At 73.8% G+C, this 22,944-nt stretch carries 20 protein-coding genes; 13 read left to right on the plus strand and 7 right to left on the minus strand.

All coding sequences use genetic code 11. From position 1 onward, the window contains the following. Positions 1-7: 7 nt before the first annotated feature. Entirely contained in the window at positions 8-664 is a 657-nt protein-coding gene (locus tag ABKW28_RS01440) for an O-methyltransferase (protein ID WP_193669171.1), read from the minus strand. Positions 665-889: 225 nt separating this feature from the next. Here ABKW28_RS01440 and sigE point away from each other — a divergent pair, with 225 nt between their 5' ends. The 3 genes from sigE to ABKW28_RS01455 are packed head-to-tail and all read left to right on the plus strand — an operon-like array spanning position 890 to position 3,294. Then, a complete protein-coding gene (gene sigE / locus ABKW28_RS01445) occupies positions 890-1,507 on the plus strand; it encodes an RNA polymerase sigma factor SigE (RefSeq protein WP_193669172.1) in 618 nt (205 codons plus the stop codon). After that, positions 1,504-1,956, plus strand: a complete 453-nt coding sequence (locus ABKW28_RS01450; RefSeq protein WP_348605867.1) for a hypothetical protein — start codon at positions 1,504-1,506, stop codon at positions 1,954-1,956. Before sigE ends, ABKW28_RS01450 begins: the two co-directional genes overlap by 4 nt. 60 nt (positions 1,957-2,016) lie before the next feature. Then, on the plus strand, positions 2,017-3,294 hold the full coding sequence (locus ABKW28_RS01455; RefSeq protein ID WP_348605869.1) for a trypsin-like peptidase domain-containing protein: 1,278 nt from the start codon (positions 2,017-2,019) through the stop codon (positions 3,292-3,294). 23 nt (positions 3,295-3,317) lie between these two features. Here the strand turns inward: ABKW28_RS01455 and ABKW28_RS01460 are convergent, their stop codons facing one another. Beyond that, a complete protein-coding gene (locus ABKW28_RS01460; protein ID WP_193669083.1) occupies positions 3,318-3,554 on the minus strand; it encodes a helix-turn-helix domain-containing protein in 237 nt (78 codons plus the stop codon). Positions 3,555-3,653: 99 nt separating this feature from the next. Between ABKW28_RS01460 and ABKW28_RS01465 the strand changes: the two genes are divergently transcribed. Both ABKW28_RS01465 and ABKW28_RS01470 read left to right on the plus strand, forming a co-directional pair. Next, positions 3,654-4,373, plus strand: a complete 720-nt coding sequence (locus ABKW28_RS01465) for a hypothetical protein (RefSeq protein ID WP_348605871.1) — start codon at positions 3,654-3,656, stop codon at positions 4,371-4,373. Then, positions 4,370-5,737 (plus strand): hypothetical protein, encoded by a 1,368-nt coding sequence (locus ABKW28_RS01470; protein WP_348605873.1) that lies wholly within the window; start codon positions 4,370-4,372, stop codon positions 5,735-5,737. The genes ABKW28_RS01465 and ABKW28_RS01470 overlap by 4 nt, the downstream gene beginning before the upstream one ends. Here ABKW28_RS01470 and ABKW28_RS01475 read toward each other — a convergent pair. Further along, positions 5,700-7,073 (minus strand): hypothetical protein, encoded by a 1,374-nt coding sequence (locus ABKW28_RS01475; protein WP_348605875.1) that lies wholly within the window; start codon positions 7,071-7,073, stop codon positions 5,700-5,702. The two genes, ABKW28_RS01470 and ABKW28_RS01475, sit on opposite strands and share 38 nt — an antisense overlap. A gap of 1 nt (position 7,074) precedes the next feature. Further along, positions 7,075-7,461 (minus strand): hypothetical protein, encoded by a 387-nt coding sequence (locus tag ABKW28_RS01480; protein WP_348605877.1) that lies wholly within the window; start codon positions 7,459-7,461, stop codon positions 7,075-7,077. Positions 7,462-7,610: 149 nt separating this feature from the next. On the opposite strand from ABKW28_RS01480, the gene ABKW28_RS01485 reads away from it, so the two are divergent. Genes ABKW28_RS01485 through pruA form a run of 3 tightly spaced genes read left to right on the plus strand, consistent with a single transcriptional unit; the run spans position 7,611 to position 11,041 of the window. After that, a complete protein-coding gene (locus ABKW28_RS01485; protein ID WP_348605879.1) occupies positions 7,611-9,056 on the plus strand; it encodes a wax ester/triacylglycerol synthase family O-acyltransferase in 1,446 nt (481 codons plus the stop codon). Then, a complete protein-coding gene (locus tag ABKW28_RS01490) occupies positions 9,053-9,394 on the plus strand; it encodes a hypothetical protein (protein ID WP_348605881.1) in 342 nt (113 codons plus the stop codon). The genes ABKW28_RS01485 and ABKW28_RS01490 overlap by 4 nt, the downstream gene beginning before the upstream one ends. A gap of 9 nt (positions 9,395-9,403) precedes the next feature. Further along, complete coding sequence (gene pruA, locus ABKW28_RS01495; RefSeq protein ID WP_348605883.1) at positions 9,404-11,041, plus strand: L-glutamate gamma-semialdehyde dehydrogenase; 1,638 nt, start codon at positions 9,404-9,406, stop codon at positions 11,039-11,041. 72 nt (positions 11,042-11,113) lie between these two features. On the opposite strand, the gene ABKW28_RS01500 is transcribed toward pruA, so the two are convergent. Beyond that, positions 11,114-12,184 (minus strand): alkene reductase, encoded by a 1,071-nt coding sequence (locus ABKW28_RS01500; RefSeq protein WP_348605885.1) that lies wholly within the window; start codon positions 12,182-12,184, stop codon positions 11,114-11,116. Between the two features lie 65 nt (positions 12,185-12,249). On the opposite strand from ABKW28_RS01500, the gene ABKW28_RS01505 reads away from it, so the two are divergent. After that, entirely contained in the window at positions 12,250-12,450 is a 201-nt protein-coding gene (locus ABKW28_RS01505) for a hypothetical protein (protein ID WP_348605886.1), read from the plus strand. Here the strand turns inward: ABKW28_RS01505 and ABKW28_RS01510 are convergent. Together ABKW28_RS01510 and ABKW28_RS01515 are read right to left on the minus strand one after the other, a co-directional pair. After that, entirely contained in the window at positions 12,435-12,917 is a 483-nt protein-coding gene (locus ABKW28_RS01510) for a DUF2505 domain-containing protein (RefSeq protein ID WP_348605887.1), read from the minus strand. The genes ABKW28_RS01505 and ABKW28_RS01510 overlap by 16 nt on opposite strands. Further along, positions 12,917-13,411 (minus strand): DUF2505 domain-containing protein, encoded by a 495-nt coding sequence (locus ABKW28_RS01515; protein ID WP_348605889.1) that lies wholly within the window; start codon positions 13,409-13,411, stop codon positions 12,917-12,919. The genes ABKW28_RS01510 and ABKW28_RS01515 overlap by 1 nt, the downstream gene beginning before the upstream one ends. A 43-nt stretch (positions 13,412-13,454) precedes the next feature. Between ABKW28_RS01515 and ABKW28_RS01520 the strand changes: the two genes are divergently transcribed. The 4 genes from ABKW28_RS01520 (at position 13,455) to ABKW28_RS01535 (ending at position 22,919) form a co-directional block, all read left to right on the plus strand. Continuing rightward, positions 13,455-14,264, plus strand: a complete 810-nt coding sequence (locus tag ABKW28_RS01520) for a tryptophan 2,3-dioxygenase family protein (RefSeq protein ID WP_348605891.1) — start codon at positions 13,455-13,457, stop codon at positions 14,262-14,264. A 76-nt stretch (positions 14,265-14,340) separates the two neighbouring features. Further along, positions 14,341-19,212, plus strand: a complete 4,872-nt coding sequence (locus ABKW28_RS01525; RefSeq protein ID WP_348605893.1) for an NAD-glutamate dehydrogenase — start codon at positions 14,341-14,343, stop codon at positions 19,210-19,212. Between the two features lie 72 nt (positions 19,213-19,284). Then, positions 19,285-21,090 (plus strand): ABC transporter ATP-binding protein, encoded by a 1,806-nt coding sequence (locus ABKW28_RS01530; protein ID WP_348605895.1) that lies wholly within the window; start codon positions 19,285-19,287, stop codon positions 21,088-21,090. Then, positions 21,087-22,919: an ABC transporter ATP-binding protein gene (locus tag ABKW28_RS01535; RefSeq protein WP_348605897.1), complete on the plus strand. Its 1,833-nt coding sequence runs from the start codon at positions 21,087-21,089 to the stop codon at positions 22,917-22,919. The genes ABKW28_RS01530 and ABKW28_RS01535 overlap by 4 nt, the downstream gene beginning before the upstream one ends. The last annotated feature ends 25 nt before the right edge of the window (positions 22,920-22,944 follow it).

A 22,944-nucleotide genomic window follows, 5' to 3' on the forward strand; every position in this document is an offset into this window, starting at 1 on the left:
GAGGGGCTCAGTCCTCGTCGTCGGGGCTCCACACCTTCTTGGCGCACAGCAGGCCGTCGCCGACGGGCAGCAGGACCGAGAGCAGGCCGTCGTGGGCGGCCACGGTGCGCCCGAGCTCGCGGATCGCCACCGTCTCCTCGTCGCGCTGCGCGGGGTCGGCGACCCGGTCGTGCCACAGGGCGTTGTCGAAGGCCACCACGCCGCCGGGACGCAGCAGGCGCAGCGCCTCGGCGAGGTAGGCGGAGTACTCGCGCTTGTCGCCGTCGCAGAAGACCAGGTCGTAGTGGCCGTCGGTCAGGCGCGGCAGCACGTCGAGCGCGGAGCCCGAGATGGTGCGTGCGCGCTGCGAGGCCACGCCGGCCTCGGTGAAGGACTGGCGGGCCAGGCGCTGGTGCTCGGCCTCGATGTCGACGGTGGTCAGCACGCCGTCGCCGCGCATGCCGCGCAGCAGCCAGAGGCCCGAGACGCCGGTGCCGGTGCCGATCTCGACCACCGCGCGTGCCTCGAGCACCGAGGCCAGGAAGCGCAGCGAGGCGCCGCCGCCGGGGCTGATCGGCGTCACGCCGACCTCCTCGGCGCGCGCACGGGCCGCGGCCAGGACGTCGTCCTCGGGGACGAACGCCTCCGCGTGGGACCAGCTGGCGGGGGTGATCGGCGTGGTGATGACGGGCCTCCTGCAGACACGACGCGCGGGCGCTCGCCCGCACGGTGCGCCCAACCTATCGCGGCGAGGGCCCGCCGCCCGGCAACCCGGGCCCCGACCCGGGAACCCGTCGCGGCAGCGGAGCGTTGGAGAGGGCGAGAGGTTCACAGGCTCCCCTCAGCAAGGAGCCCTAGCGTGGAGGGTGACGACGACGTGCGCACCAGGCGGCGCCAGCAGGAGAGCGTGATGACCGGTCCCGAGCACCCCCAGCAGCCCGAGCTGGCCCCGGCCGACCTGCCCACGTGGGAGCAGGTCGTCGAGGACCACTCCGACCGGGTCTACCGGCTCGCCTACCGCCTCACCGGCGACCGGCACGACGCCGAGGACCTGACCCAGGAGGTCTTCGTGCGGGTCTTCCGGTCGCTGCACACCTACTCCCCGGGCACCTTCGAGGGCTGGCTGCACCGCATCACCACCAACCTGTTCCTCGACCAGGCCCGCCGCAAGCAGCGGATCCGCTTCGACGCGCTCTCCGACGAGCGGGCCGCGCGGCTGGCCAGCAGCTCGCCGGCACCCGAGGCGGCCTACGCCGACCAGCGCTTCGACGACGACGTCGAGCGGGCCCTCGCCACGCTGCCCCCCGACTTCCGCGCCGCCGTGGTGCTCTGCGACGTCGAGGGGCTCAGCTACGAGGAGATCGCCCAGATCCTCGACGCCAAGCTCGGCACCGTGCGCAGCCGCATCCACCGGGGCCGGGCGATGCTGCGCAGCGCCCTGGCCCACCGCGCCCCCGTCGACGGCCGGCTGCGCTTCGCCGGCCCACGCCCGGCCCCCGACGCCAGCACGCTGGGGCGAGCGCGGTGATCGGTCACCTCGGCACCCGCGCCAGCGCCCTGCTCGACGGACGGGTCGGCGCCGACGAGGCCGACCGCCTGTGGGAGCACGTGCACGGCTGCCACCAGTGCCGTGACCTGGTCGAGCGGCTCGGGGCCGTCAAGACCCGCCTCGGGGGCCTGGGTGCGGCGCCGACGGCGGGGGCGCCCGAGCACCTCAAGGGCGCGCTCAAGGCGGGGCTCACCCAGGGCGAGGGCTACCTGCTGCTCGCCGAGCAGCCCGCCTCGCCCGTACGCCGCGCGGGCACGGTCGCGGCCACGGTGGGCGGCGCCGCCGGCGTCGCCGTCCTCGGGCTGCTCTCCCTGGGGGCGGCGCCCGCCGACGCCCCCACGGCCGACCGCCAGGTGCCGGTCACGTCGGTGACGGTGCCCAGCTACGGACCCGGCGTGGTGCCGGCCCGCGGGGTCGCCGGTCCCTGATCCAGGGCATCCACCGCCCGGGTGGGCTCCTGCTCAGGGCTCGCGGGGGATGATGGGGCGGTGAACGACGAGGAGCAGACCGCGCCACTGCAGCAGCCTGCCCCGCCGCCACCGCCCGAGCAGCCGCAGCACGGCGCCTGGCTGCCCCCGCACCCGCCGGCCGCGCCGCCGTCGGGGCCGTGGGCGGGCGCGGCGTACGCCGGCTTCGGCCAGCCGCCGCGGCCCGCCCCGCGGGCCCGGGTCAGCGGCTGGGTGTGGCCGGTCGTGACCGCGGTGGCACTGGTGGTCGGCCTGTTCGGCGGCGCCGTGGGCGGCGCCCTGGTCGGCGCGATCGAGCGCGAGGGGCTCGGCCCCGTCCGTGACGGCCTGGCCGGCGTCGACACCGTCACCTCGGCCCCGCTGCGCCCTGAGGACGGCACCGTGGCCGCGGTCGCCCAGACGCTGCTGCCGGCCACGGTGCAGATCGTCGCCGAGTTCGGCGGCGACGCCCAGGGCGCCACCGGCTCGGGGTTCGTGCTCGACCGCCAGGGCCACGTCATCACCAACAACCACGTCGTGGCCGAGGCCGCCGACGACGGCCGCATCCAGGTCGTCGACCAGGAGGGCGGGCGCTACGCCGCGACCGTCGTGGGCCGCAGCCCCGTCTACGACCTCGCCGTCCTCGAGGTGCCCGACCTGGAGGGCACCGAGCCGGCCTCGCTCGGCGCCTCCGCGGCCCTGCGGGTCGGCGAGACGGTGGTGGCGATCGGCTCGCCGCTCGGGCTGAGCTCGACGGTCACCTCGGGCATCGTCAGCGCGCTGCAGCGGCCCGTGACCACCGGCGACTCCGCCAACGAGTCGTCCTACATCAACGCGGTGCAGACCGACGCCGCGATCAACCCCGGCAACTCCGGCGGCCCGCTGGTCAACCTGCTCGGCCAGGTCGTGGGCGTGAACTCCGCCATCGCCACCACCGGCGGCGGCGGCTTCGGGGGCGGCAGCTCCGGCAACATCGGGGTCGGCTTCGCCATCCCGATCGAGCAGGTCAAGGTCACCGCCGACCAGATCCTCAAGACCGGCGAGGCCCGCTACCCGGTGATCGGCGCCCAGGTGCAGACCGGTCGCGAGGACGGCCGGGGCGCCCGCATCGAGGAGGTCGTGACCGGCAGCGCCGCCGAGGAGGCCGGCCTGCAGGAGGGCGACCTGGTCGTGGAGGTCGAGGGCGACCGGGTCACCGACGGCATCGCCCTCATCGTCTCGATCCGCTCGCACCAGCCCGGCGAGACCATCGAGTTCACCGTGCTGCGCCGGGGCTCGCGGGAGACGGTCGCGATCACCCTGCGCCCCGAGGTGGGCTGAGGCGGGCTCCGTCGCGGGGCCGGCTACTCGGGCCGCTCGGCCTCGACGTAGGGGTGCTCGTCGACGAAGGTGCGCGTCTCGGCGTACATCCGCGCGATGAACTCCTCGAGCTGCGCGGCCTCGACCCGCCACTGCCCGCGCCCACCGATCTTGATCGCCGGCAGGTCGCCGCGGCGCACCAGCGCGTAGACCTGCGCGCTGGAGGTGTTGAGGACCTCCGCGACGTCGGCCAGGGTCAGGAAGCGGGGCGTACCGGGCATGGGGCCATGCTCGCACCTGGCGGCCGGCGACGGCGCAGGCCACCCCGGCCTGTGGAGAAGCAGGTGAGAGAGCGGCTCGGAGTGGGCATGATGCCCGCCGTGACCATCGACCAGCAGGCCGCGCCCGGCCCCGGGTCCCGCCCCGCGCCCAGTCCCTCCCCGAGCGGCGTGCCCAGCGCCGTGCCCAGCGCCGTTCGCAGCCGACGTCCGGGCTGGCGCGATCCGCGGCTGTGGGTGGGGGTGGCGCTGGTCGCGGGCTCGGTGGTGCTCGGGGCGCGTCTGCTGGCCGCGGCCGACGACATGGTCACCGTCTGGTCGGCCGGCAGCGACCTCGGCGTCGGCCAGCGGCTGGAGCCCGACGACCTGGTCGCCCAGCGGGTGCGCTTCGACGACGCCCGGGCGGTGGCCGGCTACCTGGGGGCCGACGACGAGCTGCCCGCCGACGCGACCCTGGTGCGCCCGGTGGCGGCCGGCGAGCTGGTCCCCGCGGCGGCGCTGGGCTCCGCGCAGGACTCCGGACGCGTGGAGCTGCCGTTGTCGGTCGACCCCGAGCGGCTGCCCGACCTGGGCGCCGGCATGACCGTCGACGTCTACCTGCTGGCCACCGGTCGCGACGCCGACGGGCGCCGCATCGAGCTCGACCCCGGCCCGGTGCTCGCCGACGTCACCGTCGTCGACGCCGGCACCCCCGACGGCGGCTTCGGCTCCTCGGGCCAGCGCCGGGTCGTGGTCGCGGTGCCCGAGGACGACGCCGACGCCTACGTCGCGCTGCTGGGCCGCCTGGGCGAGCCCACCGTCCTGGTCTCGAGGGCCCGGTGAGCGGTCCCGGCCCCGCCGGCACGTCGTTGCGCGGGCCGGGGGAGCCGGTCGTGGTGATCGTGGCCGCGGCCGGCGCTGCCTGGGAGTCCACGGCCGTGGGGGCGCTCACCGGACGACCCGGTGTGGTGCTGCTCAAGCGCTGCGTCGACGTCGACGACCTGCTGGCCGCCGCGTCGGCCGGGCAGGCCGACGCCGCGGTGCTCGGCCTCGACGCGCACGGGCTCGACTCGGCGGCGGTCGACCTGCTGCGCCGCCACCGGGTGCGTCCGGTGGCGGTGGTGCCGACCACGGTCGATCCCGGCACCGCCCGGCTGCGCGCGTCACGGATCGGCATCCGCACCCTGGTGCCCGAGGGGCGGGTCGACACCGTCGCCGACGCCGTCACCGCACCGGAGGTGGTCCCCGAGCCGACCCGGCCGGCGTACGACGGAGCCCCCGGAGCCCCCGGAGCCGCCGCCACCCCGCCGGCGCGCCCCACGGACGCGGTGCCGGCGGGCGCGGCGCCCGACGAGGTCGCTGCCGAGCAGGGGACCGCCCGGGTGCTGGCGGTGTGGGGACCGGCCGGCGCCCCGGGGCGCAGCACCCTCGCGGTGGCCCTGGCCTCCGAGCTGGCCGGGCGCCGGCTCCCGACCCTGCTCGTCGACGCCGATCCCCAGGCCGGGAGCATCGCCCAGCAGCTCGGGGTGCTCGACGAGGTCTCGGGGCTCCTGGCCGCGGCCCGGCTGGCGACGGCTGGGGTGCTGGAGGAGCGGCTCGCGTCGGTGCAGCGCTCGCTGGGCCCCCACCTGCGCGTGGTGACGGGGCTCCCGCGCGCCGACCGGTGGAGCGAGGTGCGGCCCGGCTCGCTGGAGCACCTGCTCGAGCTGGCCCGCGCCCAGGGCCACGTGGTCGTCGACACCGGCGCCTCGCTCGAGGACGACCCGTCCGCCGACCTGGGAGGGCGGCCGGCACGCAACGCGCTGACCCTCGGCGCGCTCGACGTGGCCGACGAGGTGGTGGCGGTCGGCACCGCCGACCCCGTCGGGCTCTCGCGCCTGGCCCGGGGCCTGGTCGAGCTGGGGGAGCGGTGGCCGGGCACCCCGGTGCGGGTGGTGGTCAACCAGATGCGTCCCACGCTGGGCTGGACCCGCGAGGAGGTGGGCTCGATGATCGGCGGGTTCGTGGCCCCCGCGTCGCTGCACTTCCTGCCCGAGGACCGCGCCGGGGTCGACCGGGCCCTGGTGGCGGGTCGCACCCTGCTCGAGGCGGGCGAGTCGCCGCTGACCCGGGCGGTCGCCGAGCTGGCCGACGCCCTCGTGGGGACCGCCGCGCCGGCCGCCGCGGGCGTCAGGCGGCGAAGAGCAGGAAGAGCCCGCCGGCGGTGAAGAAGACCATCAGCAGCAGCAGCGGCAGCTGACCGGTCAGCTGGTGCCGCTTGGGCAGCAGCGCGATCGCCCGGTCGTGCGCGGCCACCACGGCGACCACGTGGCCCAGCACGACGCCGAGCACCTTGAGGTTGGCCAGCAGCGTCGGGTGGTAGGAGAGCCAGTAGTTGACGCTCCAGTCGCCGGTGCCCAGGTAGTCGGCGCCGGTGGAGAGCGGGTCGCTGGCCTTGATCAGGGTGTCCTGGCCGACCTCGAGCCAGTACGACAGGTAGTGCGCGGCGATGTAGCCCACGATGATCGGGATCATCGTGTGCGCGAACTGGCCCGGCAGGAGCAGCCGGCGCTGGCCGTGCCCGACGCCGGTGAGCATCGTGCCCAGGGCGAAGAGCAGCCCGACGCCGCCGCAGAAGACGACCAGGGCGATGTTGTCGGCGAGCGTGGCAGCCCAGTCGCGGCTCGCGATCGCGTCGGTGCCGAGCAGGAAGCGCACCCAGGTGGGGGACTCGCGGAAGGAGTCGAAGCCGGTGCTGCCGAAGAGGACCGCCACCACCGCGACCAGCCCGGGACGCGCCTCGGTGGTGGCCAGGTTGGCCAGCGGGGAGCGGACCACGACCCGGCCACCGGCCTCGCCCCACACCGACAGCTTGGCCACCAGCGAGGAGTAGACCTCGAAGGGGTCGGCCCGCTCGAACCAGGTGTCGCCGAAGAGCGCACCGCCCAGCAGCATCACCGCGACGTACACCGACGCCCACAGCCGCACCGGGCCGAGCTCGGTGGAGTAGGGGTAGACGAGCTCGAGCCAGACGAAGGCGAACAGGCCCAGCGCCGCGGGCCAGTAGCCCAGCCGCGCCGGGTAGACCAGGACCCCGCTGCCGGGCTGGGAGCCGGAGACCTTCGCGAGGAGCAGGTGGAAGGTGCGCACCGGGCTGACGGCCTTCCAGACCGGGCCCAGCAGCAGCGAGGCGGGCACCAGGCCCACCCACCACCACACGTAGAACATCCCGAAGAACGGGTTGGTCAGCAGGTCCTGGCCGGCGACGGCCGCCAGCGCGGCCCAGCCGAAGAACAGCAGGCCGACCACTCGCAGCCCGCCGCGCCCGGCGGCGGAGTCGACGACGCGCTGCAGGCCGTCGGGCAGCGGGTGGCCGCCGCGGGGTCCGCGGGCCGACGAGGCGTAGCGAGGCGTGCGCCAGGCCAGCGCCAGCACGGTGAAGGAGATCGTCAGCGCCGCGACCGCACCGGCGATCGCCAGCTCGGGCGAGATCGGCAGGTCCTTGGCCCCGCCGATGCCGTGGGCCTCGATCGTGCGGGCGGCGTCGTCCAGCCGGCGGCCCACGTCAGGAGACTTCGAGCTGGACGATCAGCTGGTCGGGGTCGTGCGCCTCGACCTCGACCACGCCGGGACGCTCGAAGGTGAGGGTCTCCTCGGTGGTGCCCTCCTCGTAGGAGAAGGAGGTCTCCGGGGTGGAGTGCACGTGCACCTGGCCGGCGGCGTCGGAGGTGACGGTGAAGGTGACCTCCTCGCCCACGCCGACCTCGATCCGGTCGCCCTTCGGCGTGATCGTGCCGTCCTCGACCGTGATCTCGATCGCCGTCGGCTCCTCGGAGGTGGGCGAGCCGGTCTCGGGCTCGTCGGAGCCGCACCCGCTCAGGGCCAGGGGCAGCGCGAGCGCGGCCAGGGCGGCCAGGCCGCGGGACGAGGGGCGGGTCGGGGCGCGGTGCATGAGGCTCTTCCTGTCGCGGTGCTGTCGTGGTGCTGCCTGGGTGCGGGCGTGATGCTGGCTGGGGCGCGGCATGGCCGGTCGGCCGCGGGGGGACGACTCTGACAGAATCCCATGCAGGACAAGGCCGACGGTGAGAGGGGCCCCGCCAGATGACCACCCGGGTGCAGGCGCGCGACCTGGCCTTCCTGGCCGAGGAGACGGCGTCGACGCCGCGGCACAACGCCACCGTCGAGGTCTTCGAGCCCGGCGAGTCCGGCTTCGACCACGAACGGCTCCTCGAGCTCATCGAGGACCGCATCAGCTTCGTCCCCCGCTACCGCCAGCGCCTGCAGGCGGTCCCGGGGCGGCTGGCCAACCCGGTGTGGATCGACGACCCCGACTTCGACCTCGGCTACCACGTGCGCCGCTCGGCGCTGCCGCGCCCGGGCACCCCCGAGCAGCTGCGCGAGCTGGTGGCCCGCATCGTCTCCCGCCCTCTCGACCGGTCCAAGCCGCTGTGGGAGGTCTACGTCGTCGAGGGCCTGGCCGACGGCCGGGTCGCACTGCTCTACAAGGCCCACCAGGCCCTGGTCGACGGGGTGCAGACCGTCGACCTGGCCCAGGTGCTGCTCGACACCTCGCCCGAGCCCAAGCTGCTCGGCGGCGACGACTGGGACGCCTGGAAGCGCCCCTCCGCGCCGAGCCTGGTCGCCGGCGCGGTGCGCGACAACCTCACCCGCCCCGACGTGCTGGGCCAGACGCTGCGCAGCGTCTCGGCCTCGGTGGCCCGCACCGCCGAGACGAGCGGCGAGCGGGCCGGCCGCGTGCTGGGCGCCCTGACCGGTCGCGGCGCCGAGCGCGAGACCCCGATCAGCGGGCGGCACTCCCAGCAGCGCCGGGTCGTGTCGGTGCACACCGCCCTCGCCGACCACCAACGCATCCGCGACGGCCACGGCGGCACCGTCAACGACGTCGTGCTGGCCACCATCTCGGGCGCCCTGCGGGCCTGGCTGATGAACCGCTCGGAGTCGATGGCCGGGCTGCGGCGCATCCGCGCGGTGGTGCCGGTCTCGGTGATCGACAGCGAGCTCGAGGCGACCTCGCTGGGCAGCCAGATCGCCGCCCACGTCGTCGACCTGCCGGTCGGCGAGGCCAGCCCGGTGGTGCGCCTGCACCAGGTCTCCTACTCCTTCCAGAGCCACCAGGAGACCGGTCGCGGCGTGGCCGCCAACCGCCTCGCGGGCATCGCCGGCTTCGCGCCCAGCACCTTCCACGCCATCGGCTCCCGGGTCGCGGCCTGGGAGGCCGGGCGCAGCGACCAGCTGATCGTCACCAACGTGCCGGGCCCGCAGTCGCCGCTCTACGCCGCGGGCGCGCGGATGGTGGCCACCTACCCGGTGCCCCCGCTGCTGCCCGGGCACCTGCTGGCGATCGGCGTGACGTCGTACGACGGCCAGGTCTCCTACGGCATCACCGCCGACCGCGACAAGGTGCCCGACGCCGACGTGCTGGGCCAGTGCCTGTCCGAGTCGCTCGACGAGCTGCTCGACACCGTCTCCGGCGCGCGCCCGCGCGCGCCCCGGGGACGCCGCAAGAAGGGCGCGGACCGCTCGTGACGCGCCTCTACCTGCCGTCGAGCCTCGAGGTGCTCGCCCGCCTGCACGCCGGCGAGGAGCTCGCCACCATGACCGCGGTCGAGGCCGACGACGACAGCGAGGACAGCGAGTACGCCGCGCTGCTCACCGCCGCCGAGGTCTCCGCCGAGCTCGTCGGCACGGGCGGGCGCCGGGTGGTCGTGGTGGCCGAGGTCGGGCGGCCCGGCGACCCGGTGACGGTGCGCGAGGTGGTCGCGGTGCACGTCGACATCGAGGCCGGCGCCGATCCCGACGACGACCTCGCGTGGTTCGCCACCCAGGAGATCGGCCAACTGGTCCAGGGGGCCGACGGCGCCTAGGGTCGGGTCATGGACGCGATCTCCTTCCCGCCGGCTCCGGTCAACGAGCCCAACCTCCACTACGCCCCCGGCTCCGCGGAGCGGGAGGCGCTGCTCGACCAGATCGCGGTGCTCGAGAAGGAGCCCCGCGAGCTCCCCGCCTACATCGGTGGCCGGTGGCGCCACGGTGGCGGGGCGCCGATCGAGGTCGTGCAGCCCCACGACCACCAGCAGGTGCTGGGCACCGCCCACCACTCCACCCGGGCCGACGCCCAGGACGCGATCGACGCGGCCCTCGCGGCGGCGCCCGCCTGGCGCGACCTGCCCTTCGACGACCGCTGCGCGATCATCCTCAAGGCCGCCGACCTGCTGGCCGGCCCCTGGCGCCAGCGGCTCAACGCCGCGACCGTGCTGGGCCAGTCGAAGACCGCCTTCCAGGCCGAGATCGACTCGGCCTGCGAGCTCATCGACTTCTGGCGCTTCAACGTGCACTACGCCAAGCAGATCCTCACCGACCAGCCGATCGCCAACAGCCCCGGCGTGTGGAACCGCACCGACCACCGCCCGCTCGAGGGCTTCGTCTACGCGATCACGCCCTTCAACTTCACCGCGATCGCCGGCAACCTGCCCACCGCCCCGGCGCTGATGGGCAACGTGGTGCTCTGGAAGCCCAGCCCCACCCAGCAGCTGGCCGCCTCGCTGATCATGGAGCTGCTCGAGGAGGCCGGGCTGCCGCCGGGCGTCATCAACATGCTGCCCGGTGACGGCCTCGAGGTCTCCGAGGTGGCGCTGGCCCACCGCGACCTGGCCGGCATCCACTTCACCGGCTCGACGCCCACCTTCCAGCACCTGTGGCGCACCGTCGGCGAGAACATCACCGAGTACCGCTCCTACCCGCGCATCGTCGGCGAGACCGGCGGCAAGGACTTCATCGTCGCCCACCCCTCCGCCGACCCCGCCGTGCTGCGCACCGCGATGGTCCGCGGTGCCTTCGAGTTCCAGGGCCAGAAGTGCTCGGCCGCCTCGCGCGCCTACGTGCCGGCCTCGGTGTGGGCGCAGATCAAGGACGACCTCGTGACCGAGGTCGAGGCCATCAAGGTGGGCGACCCGACCGACCTGTCCAACTTCATGGGCGCGGTCATCGACGACCGCGCCTTCGCCAAGCACGTGGCCGCCATCGAGCGGGCGCAGTCGACCCCGGGCCTCGAGGTCGTCGCCGGCGGCCAGACCGACGACTCGGTGGGCTGGTTCGTCCGCCCCACCGTCGTGGTCTCGGAGAAGCCCGACGACGAGATGTTCAAGACCGAGTACTTCGGCCCGATCCTGGCCGTGCACGTCTACGACGACTCCCAGGACGGCGCCTTCGAGTCGGTCGTGGCCCAGATGGAGTCGTTCGCGCCGTACGCGCTGACCGGCGCGATCATCAGCCAGGACCGCGGCGCGGTCGCCTGGGCCCGCCAGGCGCTGCGCTTCGCGGCCGGCAACTTCTACATCAACGACAAGCCGACCGGCGCCGTGGTGGGCCAGCAGCCCTTCGGCGGCGGGCGCGCCTCGGGCACCAACGACAAGGCCGGCGCGGCGGTCAACCTGCTGCGCTGGACCAGCCCGCGCTCCATCAAGGAGACGTTCGTGCCGCCCAAGGAGTACCGCTACCCCTACATGGGCTGAGGCCGTGCGCGACCCGGCTGGTCTGCACCAGCCGGGTCGCGAGCCGGCCGGTTCAGACCGGCCGGGTCGAGGTCACGCCCCGAGCGCGGGGTAGTCGGTGTAGCCCTCGGCGCCGCCGCCGTAGAAGGTCGCGGCGTCGGGCTCGTTGAGCCCGGCGCCCTCGGCCCAGCGCCGCGGCAGGTCGGGGTTGGCGATGAAGAGGCGGCCGACCGCGACCGCGTCGGCCAGGTCCTCGTCGAGGATCGCCTGGGCCGACTCCAGGGTGGTGACCTCGCCGAAGCCGTCGTTGGCGATGACGACGCCGCCGAACGCGGCCCGCAGGTCCTGCACCAGCGGGAGCCGCGGGTCGGCCAGGACGCTGAGGTAGGCCAGGCCCAGCGGGGCGAGCTGCTCGACCAGGTGCGTGTACGTCGCGCGCACGTCGTCGGCGTCCTCCTCGGTAGCACCCTGGATGTTGTGCGCCGGGCTGATCCGGATGCCGACCCGCTCGGGACCGACGGCCTCGGCCACGGCCCGGGTCACCTCGACGGCGAAGCGGGCCCGGTCGACGGGGGAGCCGCCGTACTCGTCGGTGCGGGTGTTGGACCCGGGGGCGAGGAACTGGTGGATCAGGTAGCCGTTGGCGGCGTGCACCTCGACACCGTCGAGACCGGCCTCGACGGCGTTGCGCGCGGCCTGCGCGATGCCGGCGACCACGCCGGGGATCTCGTCGGTCGCCAGGGCCCGCGGGGTCGGGTGGGGCTGCGGACCGGTCGGGGTGAACATCTCACCGGGCGCGGCCAGTGCGGAGGGGGCCACGACGTCCTCGCCGCCGGTGTTGTCGGGGTGCGCGATGCGCCCGGCGTGCATCAGCTGGGCCACGATCCGCCCGCCCCGCTCGTGGACGGCGTCGGCGACGCGGCGCCAGCCGGCCAGCTGCTCGGGGGAGTGGAACCCGGGGGTGCTCGGGTAGCCCTGCCCCTCGGCCACGGGCTGGCTGCCCTCGGTGATCACCAGGCCCGCGGAGGCGCGCTGGGCGTAGTAGTCGACGTGCAGGTCGCCGGGCACGGTGCCGACGGCCCGGTTGCGGGTCAGGGGGGCCATCACCAGGCGCGAGGGCATCGCGAGGGCGCCGGCGGTCAGGGGCTCGAAGAGGGAGGGCATGCCTGGTCCAACCCGCTCGCGCCCCCACGGCATTCCGACCGCGGGGGTGAGGGACAATCGTGGTGATGACGACCCTCGACCTCGCGCTGGTGGCCCAGCTCGCCGTGCTGCACCTGGGTTCGCTGCACCCCGTGGAGCGCGTGCTGACCCTGGCGCTGGCCTTCGGTCCCTTCGTGGTGCTGGGCGCGGTGGTCTGGTGGCGCTCGCGCCAGGACCAGGACGACCAGGACGACGGGGAGCAGGTCCCGACTCAGCGGGACAGGTAGTCGCGCCCCACCTTGTTCTCGACGAGCAGCGCTTTGCGCAGCATGTCGGCGACCAGGCCCTCGACCTTGCCGCCCACCAGCGGGATCGACACCTTGACCGTCAGGTCGACGGTCTCGGTGGTGACCCCGCCGCTCTCGGCCAGGGTGGCGGTGCCACGCATGTCGCCGGGCTTGCCCGGGATGGTCACGGTGATGTCGCCCGCCTCGGGGCTCGCCCAGCGCTCCTCCTGCACGATCGTGATCTCGTCGCCGATCAGCTTCTTGGCGAACGAGGGGATGCCGGCGGCGTCCTGCACCTGCTCGATGCGCACCTCGACGCCCTCGCCGGTGGAGTCGACGCGCACGTCGTGGCGCAGCACCCGCTGGCGCTCGCAGACCTCCTCGCGGAAGGCGGGGTCGGCCAGCATCGCCGCGACGGCGGCGAGCGGGGCGCCGTACGTCAGGTCCTGACGCAGCTGCTTCGACATCAGCGCGCCCCCGCCAGCCACGCGGTCCCGACGCCCTGCTCGACCTCGAGGCCCTTCTTGATGTTGTCGGCCATCAGGGCCTCCAGCTTGCCGCCCACCAGCGGCACCTTCACCTTCACGTCGAGCTCGACCACCTCGCGGGTGCCGGCCGCCCCGGGGCCCGCCGCCTCGAGCACCACCGTGCCGGTGGCCGAGGTCGGCTTGCCGGGGGAGGTCACCGACACCGTGCCGCCCGAGCGGTTCGACCAGTCCTCCTCGACGACGGCCTGCGTGGTGTCGCCGGTGATCCTGCGCGCGATCGAGGGCAGGCCGGCGGTGTCCTGGACCTGGTCGACGACCAGGTGGAAGCCACCCGCGTCGCGCGGGGTCAGCGTGACCTCGGCGGAGACCACCTGCTGGGCCCGGCAGACCTCCTCGCGGAAGGCGGGGTCGCTGAGCATGGCGTAGACGTCGGCCGGGGAGGCGTCGTAGGTGAGCTCGTGGGTGAACTTCATGGCCGACATCATGCCGGGGCCGGGGCGTGATTGGGTGCGGGGCATGAGTGAGACCTTCGTGTCCTTCGGCGAGCAGGGTGCCCAGCTGACCTACGGGTCCTACCTGCGGCTGCCCCAGCTGCTCGACAGCCAGCACCTCGAGTCCGACCCGCCGGCCCACGACGAGCTGCTCTTCATCACCATCCACCAGGTCTACGAGCTGTGGTTCAAGCAGCTGCTGCACGAGGTGACCGCCGCCCGCGACGCCCTGCTGGCGCCCGCGGGCACGGGGCGCGAGCGGCTGTGGTGGGCCCAGCACCTGCTCACCCGCGTGCACGTCATCGAGCGGACCCTGGTCCAGCAGGTCGACGTGCTCGAGACGATGACCCCGCAGGACTTCCTGGAGTTCCGCCAGCGCCTGGCCCCGGCGAGCGGCTTCCAGTCGGTGCAGTTCCGCGAGCTGGAGTTCCTCTCGGGGGCCAAGGACCCGGGCTACCTCGAGCGCTTCCGCGGGCTCAGCGACGACGAGCAGCAGCGGCTGCGCCGCCGGCTCGAGGAGCCGACGCTGTGGGACGCCTTCGTGGCCGCCCTCGCCGGCGCCGGCCTCGCGGTCGACGACGACGAGCAGGTCGCCCGGTCGCTGCACACCGTGGCCCACGACCGCGACTCGCACGCCGCGCTGTGGGCGCTGGCCGAGGCGCTGCTGCAGCACGACGAGCTGGCGGCCTCGTGGCGGGCGCGCCACGTGGTGATGGTGGAGCGGATGATCGGGGCCAAGTCGGGCACCGGCGGGTCGAGCGGGTCGACGTACCTGCGCTCGCGGCTGCCGCTGCAGTACTACCCGCTGCTGTGGGAGCTGCGCTCACAGCTGTGAGGAGACGCCGGGAGACGGCCCCCTGGGCCTCGCCCCCGTGTTGTCCGCGTCACGCCGTGGTCCTAGGGTCGAGATCGTGTCAACGACGACGCACGATCTCGACAAGTCCGAGCTGATCTCCAGGGCCGCGGAGCTGGCCCGAGCGGGCCGCGGCAGCGGTGGCCCGCCGCACGAGGAGGTCGGCGACCTGCTCGCCGCCTACTACCGCCACGTGGCCCCCGAGGACCTCGCCGAGCGCGGCGAGAGCGACGTGTACGGCGCCCTGGCCAGCCACTACCGCCTGGCCCAGCAGCGTCCCCAGGGACGCGCCGAGGTGCGGGTCTTCACCCCCAGCCTGGCCGAGCACGGCTGGTCGGCCGGCGGGCACAGCGTCGTCGAGGTCGTCACCGACGACATGCCCTTCCTGGTCGACTCGCTGACCATGGAGCTCTCGCGCCAGCTGCGCGCGGTGCACCTGGTCGTGCACCCGCACTTCGACGTCGAGCGCGCGATCACCGGTGAGCTCCAGCGCGCCCGGGTCGTCGACGACGGCGCGATGGAGCCGCAGGACTCCTCGGTGCGCGAGTCGTGGATGCACGTCGAGATCGACCGGCTCGCCGACGACGACGACGTCGACCAGATCGTCGACGACGTGCAGCGGGTGCTGCGCGACGTGCGCGAGGCCGTCGAGGACTGGCCGCGCACCCGCCAGCGGATGCTCGACATCGTCGAGGGCCTGCGCAGCGACCCGCCGGTCGAGCTGACCGCCGAGGAGGTCCGACAGGGCGCGGAGCTGCTGGAGTGGCTGGTCGACGACCACTTCACCTTCCTGGGCTACCGCGAGTACCGCCTCGAGACCGCCGAGATCGAGGGCGTCGACGAGGACGTGCTGCGCGCGGTGCCCGGCACCGGGCTGGGCATCCTGCGCGCCGACCAGACCCACAGCACCGCCTTCGCGCGGCTGCCCGACCCGGTCAAGGTCAAGGCCCGCGAGAAGTGCCTGCTGGTGCTGGCCAAGGCCAACTCCCGCGCCACCGTGCACCGCCCGGCCTACCTCGACTACGTCGGGGTCAAGACGTTCGACGAGAGCGGCCAGGTCGTCGGCGAGCAGCGCTTCCTGGGGCTGTTCTCCTCGACGGCGTACGCCGAGTCGCTGACCCGCATCCCGCTGCTGCGCGAGAAGGCCCGCGAGGTGCTGCGCCGCAGCGGCTTCGACCCGCGCTCCTACGCCGGCCGGGCCCTGATGGACACCCTCGAGACCTACCCGCGCGACGAGCTCTTCCACACCGACGTCGCCCAGCTCGCCACGATGGCCGAGTCGGCGATGCTGGCGCGCGAGCGGCGTGCGGTGCGCGCGATCATCCGCCCCGACACCTACGGGCGCTACGTCTCGGTGCTGGTCTACCTGCCGCGCGACCGCTACAACACCGCGGTGCGCGAGCGGTTCAGCGAGATCCTCCTCGAGCGCCTGGGCGGGGAGTCGATCGAGTTCACGGTGCGCATCAACGAGTCGACCACCGCGCGGGTGCACTTCGTGGTGCACCTGCCGCGCGGCGAGACCGACCCGACCGTCACCGGCCAGCTGCGCGCGCTCGACACCAACGACCTCGAGCGCGACGACTTCCTGGCCGCGGTCCTCGCCGAGTACGGCGAGCAGGCCGGCGCCGTGCTCGGCCGGCGCTACGCCGACTCCTTCCCCGAGGCCTACAAGGAGGACTACTCGGCGCGCACCGCCGCGGTCGACCTGGGTCGCCTCGAGGCGATCGAGGGCGAGGAGGGGCTCGACCTGTCCCTGCACGAGCACCTCGACGCCGGTCGCGGGGAGGTGCGGCTGAAGGTCTACCGCGTCGGCAGCCCGCTCTCGCTCTCCGAGGTGCTGCCGATGCTCTCGAGCCTGGGCGTGGAGGTCGTCGACGAGCGGCCCTACGAGATCGAGCACCCCGAGCGCTACTGCTACGTCTACGAGTTCGGGCTGCGCTACGGCCGGTCGCTGCCGGAGCGCTCGCGCGACCTGTTCGTGCAGTCCCTGCACGCGATCTGGGACGGGCGCACCGACACCGACGGGTTCAACGTGCTGGTGCTGGCCGCCGAGCTGAGCTGGCGCCAGGTCGCGGTGCTGCGCGCCTACGCCAAGTACATGCGCCAGGGCGGCTCGCCGTTCCAGCTCGACACCATCGAGGAGGCGCTGAGCAGCAACGTCGACATCACCCGGCTGCTGGTGCGGCTCTTCGAGACCCGCTTCGACCCGGCCTGCGAGGACCGGGAGGCCCGGCTGGAGACGCTGCGCGACGAGCTCGCCGGCGCGCTCGACGACGTCGCCAGCCTCGACCACGACCGCATCCTGCGCTCCTACCTGATCCACGTCGGCGCCACCCTGCGCACCAACTACTTCCAGCGCGACGAGCAGGGTGACCCCAAGAGCTACCTCAGCCTCAAGCTGGAGCCGTCGGCCATCCCCGACCTGCCCCGGCCGCGCCCGGAGTACGAGGTCTTCGTGCACTCCCCGCGCGTCGAGGGCGTGCACCTGCGCTTCGGGTCGGTGGCCCGCGGCGGGCTGCGCTGGTCGGACCGCCGAGACGACTTCCGCACCGAGGTGCTGGGCCTGGTCAAGGCGCAGATGGTCAAGAACACCGTGATCGTGCCGGTCGGCGCCAAGGGCGGCTTCTTCGCCAAGCAGCTGCCCGACCCCTCCGACCGGGAGGCCTGGATGGCCGAGGGCATCGCCTCCTACCGCACCTTCATCAGCGGCCTGCTCGACATCACCGACAACCTCGTCGACGGCGCCAGCGTGCCGCCCTCCGACGTGGTGCGCCACGACGGCGACGACTCCTACCTGGTGGTCGCGGCCGACAAGGGCACCGCGACCTTCTCCGACATCGCCAACGAGCTGTCCCAGGACTACGGCTTCTGGCTCGGTGACGCCTTCGCCAGCGGCGGCTCGGTGGGCTACGACCACAAGGCGATGGGCATCACCGCACGCGGCGCCTGGGTCTCGGTGCAGCGCCACTTCCGCGAGCGGGGCATCGACTGCCAGGCCGAGGACTTCACCTGCGTCGGCATCGGCGACATGTCCGGCGACGTGTTCGGCAACGGGATGCTGTGCTCCGAGCACATCCGGCTCGTGGCCGCCTTCGACCACCGCGACATCTTCCTCGACCCCACGCCCGACGCCGCGGCGTCGTACGCCGAGCGCAAACGGCTCTTCGAGCAGCCGCGCACCACCTGGGCCGACTACGACACCTCCCTGATCTCCGAGGGCGGCGGGGTGCACTCGCGGTCCAGGAAGTCGATCCCGATCACCCCGCAGGTGCGCGAGGCGCTCGGCATCAAGGACGACGTGACCTCGATGGCCCCGGCCGAGCTGATGCGCGCGATCCTGACCGCCCCGGTCGACCTGCTGTGGAACGGCGGCATCGGCACCTACGTCAAGAGCCGCGACGAGACGCACGCCGACGCCGGCGACAAGGCCAACGACCCGATCCGGGTCGACGGGCGCGACGTGCGGGCGCGCTGCATCGGTGAGGGCGGCAACCTGGGCCTCACCCAGGCCGGCCGCATCGAGTACGCCCGCTTCGGCGGCGACCCGGAGACCGGCGGCGGACGCGTCAACACCGACTTCATCGACAACTCCGCCGGCGTCGACACCTCCGACCACGAGGTCAACATCAAGATCCTGCTCGACCGGGTGGTCGCCGAGGGCGACCTGACCGGCAAGCAGCGCAACGAGCTGCTGGCGCAGATGACCGACGAGGTCGCCGAGCTGGTGCTGCGCGACAACTACGAGCAGAACCTGGCGCTGGCCAACGCGCTCTCGCACGCGCCGTCGCTGCTGCACGTGCACGAGGACTTCATGAAGCGCCTCGAGCGCGAGGGCGTCCTCGACCGTGCGGTCGAGGGGCTGCCCAGCAGCCGCGAGGTGCGCCGGCGTGCCGACCGGGGCGAGGGGCTGACCGCTCCCGAGCTCTCGGTGCTGCTGGCCTGGACCAAGATCGTGCTGGCCCAGGAGCTGCTCGCCTCCGACGTGCCCGACGACCCGTACCTCGACCAGGACCTGCTGGTCTACTTCCCCTCCGCGATGCGCGAGCGGTTCACCGAGCAGATCCGCAACCACCCGCTGCGCCGCGAGATCATCGTGACCCAGGTGGTCAACGACCTGGTCAACGGTGCCGGCATGACCTTCTGGCCGCGCCTGGGCGGGGAGACCGGCGTGGGGCCGGCCGAGCTGACCCACGCCAACTTCGTGGCCCGCGAGATCTTCGGCTCGCTGCCGCTGCGCGAGGAGCTGCGCTCCTACGACAACCGGCTCGACGCGTCGGTGCAGACCCGGATGCGTCTGGAGATGCGCACCCTGGTCGAGCGCGCCACCCGCTGGCTGGTGGCCAACCGCCGCGCCCCGCTCGACAGCAGCGGCACGGTCGAGCAGCTCAGCGGACCGGTGCAGGAGACCGTCGCCCGGCTGCCCGAGCTGATGACCGGGCGCGAGCTGTCCGCCTTCGAGCAGCGCCGCGACAAGCTGGTGGAGCGCGGGGTGCCCGAGGACCTGGCCGCGCGCGTCGCGGTGCTCCCGCCGGCCTACATGGTGCTGGGCATCGTCGACGCCGCCAACCGCGAGGGGCTCGACCCCGCCGAGGTGGCCCGGGTGCACTTCGCGCTCGGCGAGCGGCTGGGCCTGCCCGCACTGGTGCTGCGCATCCTCTCGCTGCCACGCGAGGACCGGTGGCAGACGATGGCGCGGGCGGCGCTGCGCGACGACCTGCACTCGGTGCACCTGCAGCTGACGCTGCGCGTCATCGAGGCCAGCGACGGCGAGGAGTCGGCCCCGGCCCGCATCGCGACCTGGGAGGAGGCCGATGCGACCGCCGTGGGCCGCGCGGCGACCACCCTGGGCGAGATCTGCTCCGACGACGACGCCGACCTGGCGCGGCTCTCGGTGGGGCTGCGGATCGTGCGTGGGCTGCTGACGAGCTGACCCGTCCCGCGGCCCCGGGGGTGAGGAAACCAGGATGAAGGGTGTCGGCGGCGGCGCCTAGGATCGTCGACGATGTCAACCATTCTCGGATCCCCCAGCAGCGCCGACCAGCTCGGTCCCGACCCGGACCGGCCGCCGGCCGCCGGCGTGCACTCGCTGTGGCGCCTGCGCGGCTACCTGCGCCCCTACGTCGGCTCGCTGGCCATCATGCTGGTGGCCTCCCTGGGCGGGGTCGCGCTGGCGATCGGCATCCCGCTGGTGACCCGGGCGATCATCGACGGACCGGTGACCGACCGCGACCTGGGGGCGCTGCTGCCGCTGGCCGGCCTGGCGCTGCTGCTCGGCGTGCTCGAGGCGGTGCTGGTGTTCTGGCGCCGGTGGGTGCAGTCCAACGCCGTGCTCGGGCTCGAGACGACGATGCGGCGCGACCTCTACGCCCACCTGCAGCGCCTGCCGATGGCCTTCCACGCCCGCTGGGGCTCGGGCCAGCTGCTCTCGCGCGCGACCACCGACCTGGCGGCGATCCGCCGGTTCTCGGGCTTCGGCCTGCTCTTCCTGCTCATCAACGTCGTCCAGCTCGTGGCCACCACCGCAGTGCTGCTGCACATGTACTGGCCGCTGGGCCTGGTCGTGGCCGCCGCCGCCGTGCCGATCGTGTGGCTCTCGATGCGCTTCGAGAAGCGCTACGTCGTCATCTCGCGCCAGGTCCAGGACGAGCAGGGCGACCTGGCGACGCTGGCCGAGGAGGGCGCCGTCGGCATCCGGGTCATCAAGTCCTTCGGGCGCAGCACCCACGTCGGCGAGCTCTACGACGTCGCCGCGCGCCGCCTGCACGCCACCAGCGTCGACAAGGCACGGCTCTCGGCGAAGTTCTGGACCTTCCTCGAGGTCATCCCCAACGTGGCCGTCGTGGTCGTGCTGCTGCTCGGCGCCATCGGGGTCGGGCGCGGACAGCTCTCGATCGGTGAGCTGGTCGCCTTCATCACCCTGATGCTCAGCCTGGTCTGGCCGGTCTCCTCGCTGGGCGTGATCCTGGCGATGGCTCAGGAGGCGATGACGGCGTCGGCACGGATCCTGGAGATCTACGACACCGAGCCCGCGATCCGCAGCGGCGAGCGCGAGATCGCCGAGCCCCGCGGCCACCTGCGCCTCGAGGGCGTGCACTTCGCCTTCCCCGACGCCCTCGACGAGCCGGTGCTGCGCGGCGTCGACCTCGACGTGCGACCCGGCGAGACGATCGCCCTGGTCGGCGCCACCGGCTCGGGCAAGACGATCCTGACCGCGCTGGTGCCCCGGCTGTGGGACGTCACCGCCGGTCGGGTGCTCCTCGACGGCGTCGACGTGCGCGAGCTGCGCATCGAGCACCTGCGCAGCCTGGTCGCCACCGCCTTCGAGGACCCCACCCTGTTCTCGATGAGCGCCCGCGAGAACCTCACCCTGGGCCGTCCCGACGCCACCGAGGCCGACATCGAGGAGGCGCTCGAGATCAGCCAGGCCGGCTTCGTCCACGACCTGCCGTGGGGCCTCGACACCCGCATCGGCGAGCAGGGCATGGCGCTCTCGGGCGGCCAGCGGCAGCGCCTGGCGCTGGCCCGCGCGGTCCTGGCCCGTCCCCACGTGCTGGTGCTCGACGACACCCTGTCCGCCCTCGACGTGCACACCGAGGCGCTGGTCGAGGAGGCGCTGGGCCGGGTGCTGGCCTCCACCACCGCGATCGTCGTGGCCCACCGGGCCTCCACCGTGCAGCTCGCCGACCGCGTCGCGCTGCTCGAGGACGGCCGGATCACCCACGTGGGCGGGCACCGCGAGCTGCTGGCCACCGTGCCGGCGTACCGCGACCTGCTCGCGGGCGACGAGAGCGCGGAGGTGCCCGCATGAGCGAGCAGCCGTCGCGCTCGTGGCGCGGGGAGGCGCAGGTCGACGCCGACGAGGCCGCCGAGCGGCTGACCGCCGGCTCGCTGGGCGGCGGCGCGGGGCGCCTGCTGCGCGAGCTGCTGACGCCCTACCGCCGCGCCCTGCAGGTCCTGGTGCTGATCGTGCTGGTCGAGAACGCCGCCCGCCTGGCGATCCCCTACCTGGTCAAGGTCGGCATCGACTCGGGCATCCCGCCCATCCGTGAGCGCGACGACCTGTCCACCCTGCTGATGGTGGTCGGCGCGGTGCTGCTCGCCACGCTGACCCAGGCCGTGGCGCGCAACCGCTTCCTGGTGCGCCAGGGCGTGGTCGGCCAGGACGTCCTGCTGGCGCTGCGCCGCCGCGTCTTCGGGCACTTCCAGGCGCTGAGCCCGGCCTTCCACGACGGCTACACCTCGGGGCGGGTGATCTCGCGCCAGACCAGCGACGTCGACGCCATCCACGAGATGCTCGAGACCGGCTTCGACGGGCTGGTCACCGCGGCGCTCACGCTCGTCGGCACCGCCGGCATCCTGCTCTTCCTCGACGTGCGCCTGGGGCTGGTGGCCCTGCTGTGCGGGCCGTTCCTGGCGCTGCTGACCAACTGGTTCCGCAAGGCCTCGGCGAGCAGCTACCGGGTCACCCGCGAGAAGGTCGCGCTGGTCATCGTGCACTTCGTGGAGTCGATGGGCGGCGTGCGCGCGGTGCAGGCCTTCCGCCGCGAGGAGCGCAACCAGGCGATCTTCGACGACGTCAACGACCAGTACCGCCGCGCCAACCTCGTCGCCTTCCGCCTCGTCGCCTGGTTCATGCCCGGCATCCGGCTGATCGGCAACATCACCATCGCCGTCGTGCTGCTCTACGGCGGCTACCTGGCCTACCGCGGCGAGGTGACCGTCGGCGTGCTGGCCGCCTTCCTGCTCTACCTGCGCCAGTTCTTCGAGCCGATGATGGAGATCAGCCAGTTCTACAACACCTTCCAGTCCGCGTCGGCGGCGCTGGAGAAGCTCGCCGGCGTGCTGGAGCAGGAGCCCGACGTGCCCGAGCCGGCCCAGCCCCGCCCGCTCGAGCAGGCGGCGGGGGAGCTGCGCTTCGACGCGGTGCGCTTCGAGTACGTCGAGGGCCGCCCGGTGCTGCCCGGCCTCGACCTGGTCGTGCCCGCGGGCCAGACCGTCGCGCTGGTCGGCACCACCGGGGCCGGCAAGACCACCCTGGCCAAGCTGGCCACCCGCTTCTACGACCCGAGCGCCGGGCGGGTGCTGCTCGACGGGGTCGACGTGCGCGACCTGGCCAGCGACACCCTGCGCGACCACGTGGTGATGGTGACCCAGGAGAACTACCTGTTCTCGGGCACCATCGCCGACAACATCCGCTTCGGGCGACCCGGGGCGACGATGGACGAGGTCGTGGCCGCCACCACCGCGCTCGGCGCCCACGACTTCATCGCCGCCATGCCGCAGGGCTACGAGACCGACGTGGCCAACCAGGGCGGTCGGCTCTCGGCCGGCCAGCGGCAGCTGGTGGCCTTCGCCCGGGCCTTCCTGGCCGACCCCGCGGTGCTGATCCTCGACGAGGCGACGTCCTCGCTCGACGTGCCCTCCGAGCGGCTGGTCCAGCAGGCGCTGCACACGGTGCTGGCCGGGCGCACGGCGGTGATCATCGCGCACCGGCTCTCCACCGTGCAGATCGCCGACCGGGTGCTGGTGATGGAGCACGGGCGCGTCGTCGAGGACGGCAGCCCGCAGGAGCTCGTCGCCGCCGGCGAGGGCCGGTTCTCGGCGCTGCACGAGGCCTGGCAGGCCTCGCTGGCCTAGACGGGCGGACCCCCGCGGCGGCGTA

Source organism: Nocardioides sp. 31GB23, from assembly GCF_040012395.1.
GTDB classification, from domain to species: Bacteria; Actinomycetota; Actinomycetes; order Propionibacteriales; family Nocardioidaceae; genus Nocardioides; species Nocardioides salarius.

Coding starts and splice junctions, on each gene's coding strand:
- sigE (WP_193669172.1), top strand. CDS start 890: ATGACCGGTCCCGAGCACCCCCAGCAGCCCGAGCTGGCCCCGGCCGAC.
- ABKW28_RS01460 (WP_193669083.1), bottom strand. CDS start 3,554: ATGCCCGGTACGCCCCGCTTCCTGACCCTGGCCGACGTCGCGGAGGTC.
- ABKW28_RS01480 (WP_348605877.1), bottom strand. CDS start 7,461: ATGCACCGCGCCCCGACCCGCCCCTCGTCCCGCGGCCTGGCCGCCCTG.
- ABKW28_RS01485 (WP_348605879.1), top strand. CDS start 7,611: ATGACCACCCGGGTGCAGGCGCGCGACCTGGCCTTCCTGGCCGAGGAG.
- pruA (WP_348605883.1), top strand. CDS start 9,404: ATGGACGCGATCTCCTTCCCGCCGGCTCCGGTCAACGAGCCCAACCTC.
- ABKW28_RS01500 (WP_348605885.1), bottom strand. CDS start 12,184: ATGCCCTCCCTCTTCGAGCCCCTGACCGCCGGCGCCCTCGCGATGCCC.
- ABKW28_RS01505 (WP_348605886.1), top strand. CDS start 12,250: ATGACGACCCTCGACCTCGCGCTGGTGGCCCAGCTCGCCGTGCTGCAC.
- ABKW28_RS01510 (WP_348605887.1), bottom strand. CDS start 12,917: ATGTCGAAGCAGCTGCGTCAGGACCTGACGTACGGCGCCCCGCTCGCC.
- ABKW28_RS01515 (WP_348605889.1), bottom strand. CDS start 13,411: ATGAAGTTCACCCACGAGCTCACCTACGACGCCTCCCCGGCCGACGTC.
- ABKW28_RS01520 (WP_348605891.1), top strand. CDS start 13,455: ATGAGTGAGACCTTCGTGTCCTTCGGCGAGCAGGGTGCCCAGCTGACC.
- ABKW28_RS01530 (WP_348605895.1), top strand. CDS start 19,285: ATGTCAACCATTCTCGGATCCCCCAGCAGCGCCGACCAGCTCGGTCCC.
- ABKW28_RS01535 (WP_348605897.1), top strand. CDS start 21,087: ATGAGCGAGCAGCCGTCGCGCTCGTGGCGCGGGGAGGCGCAGGTCGAC.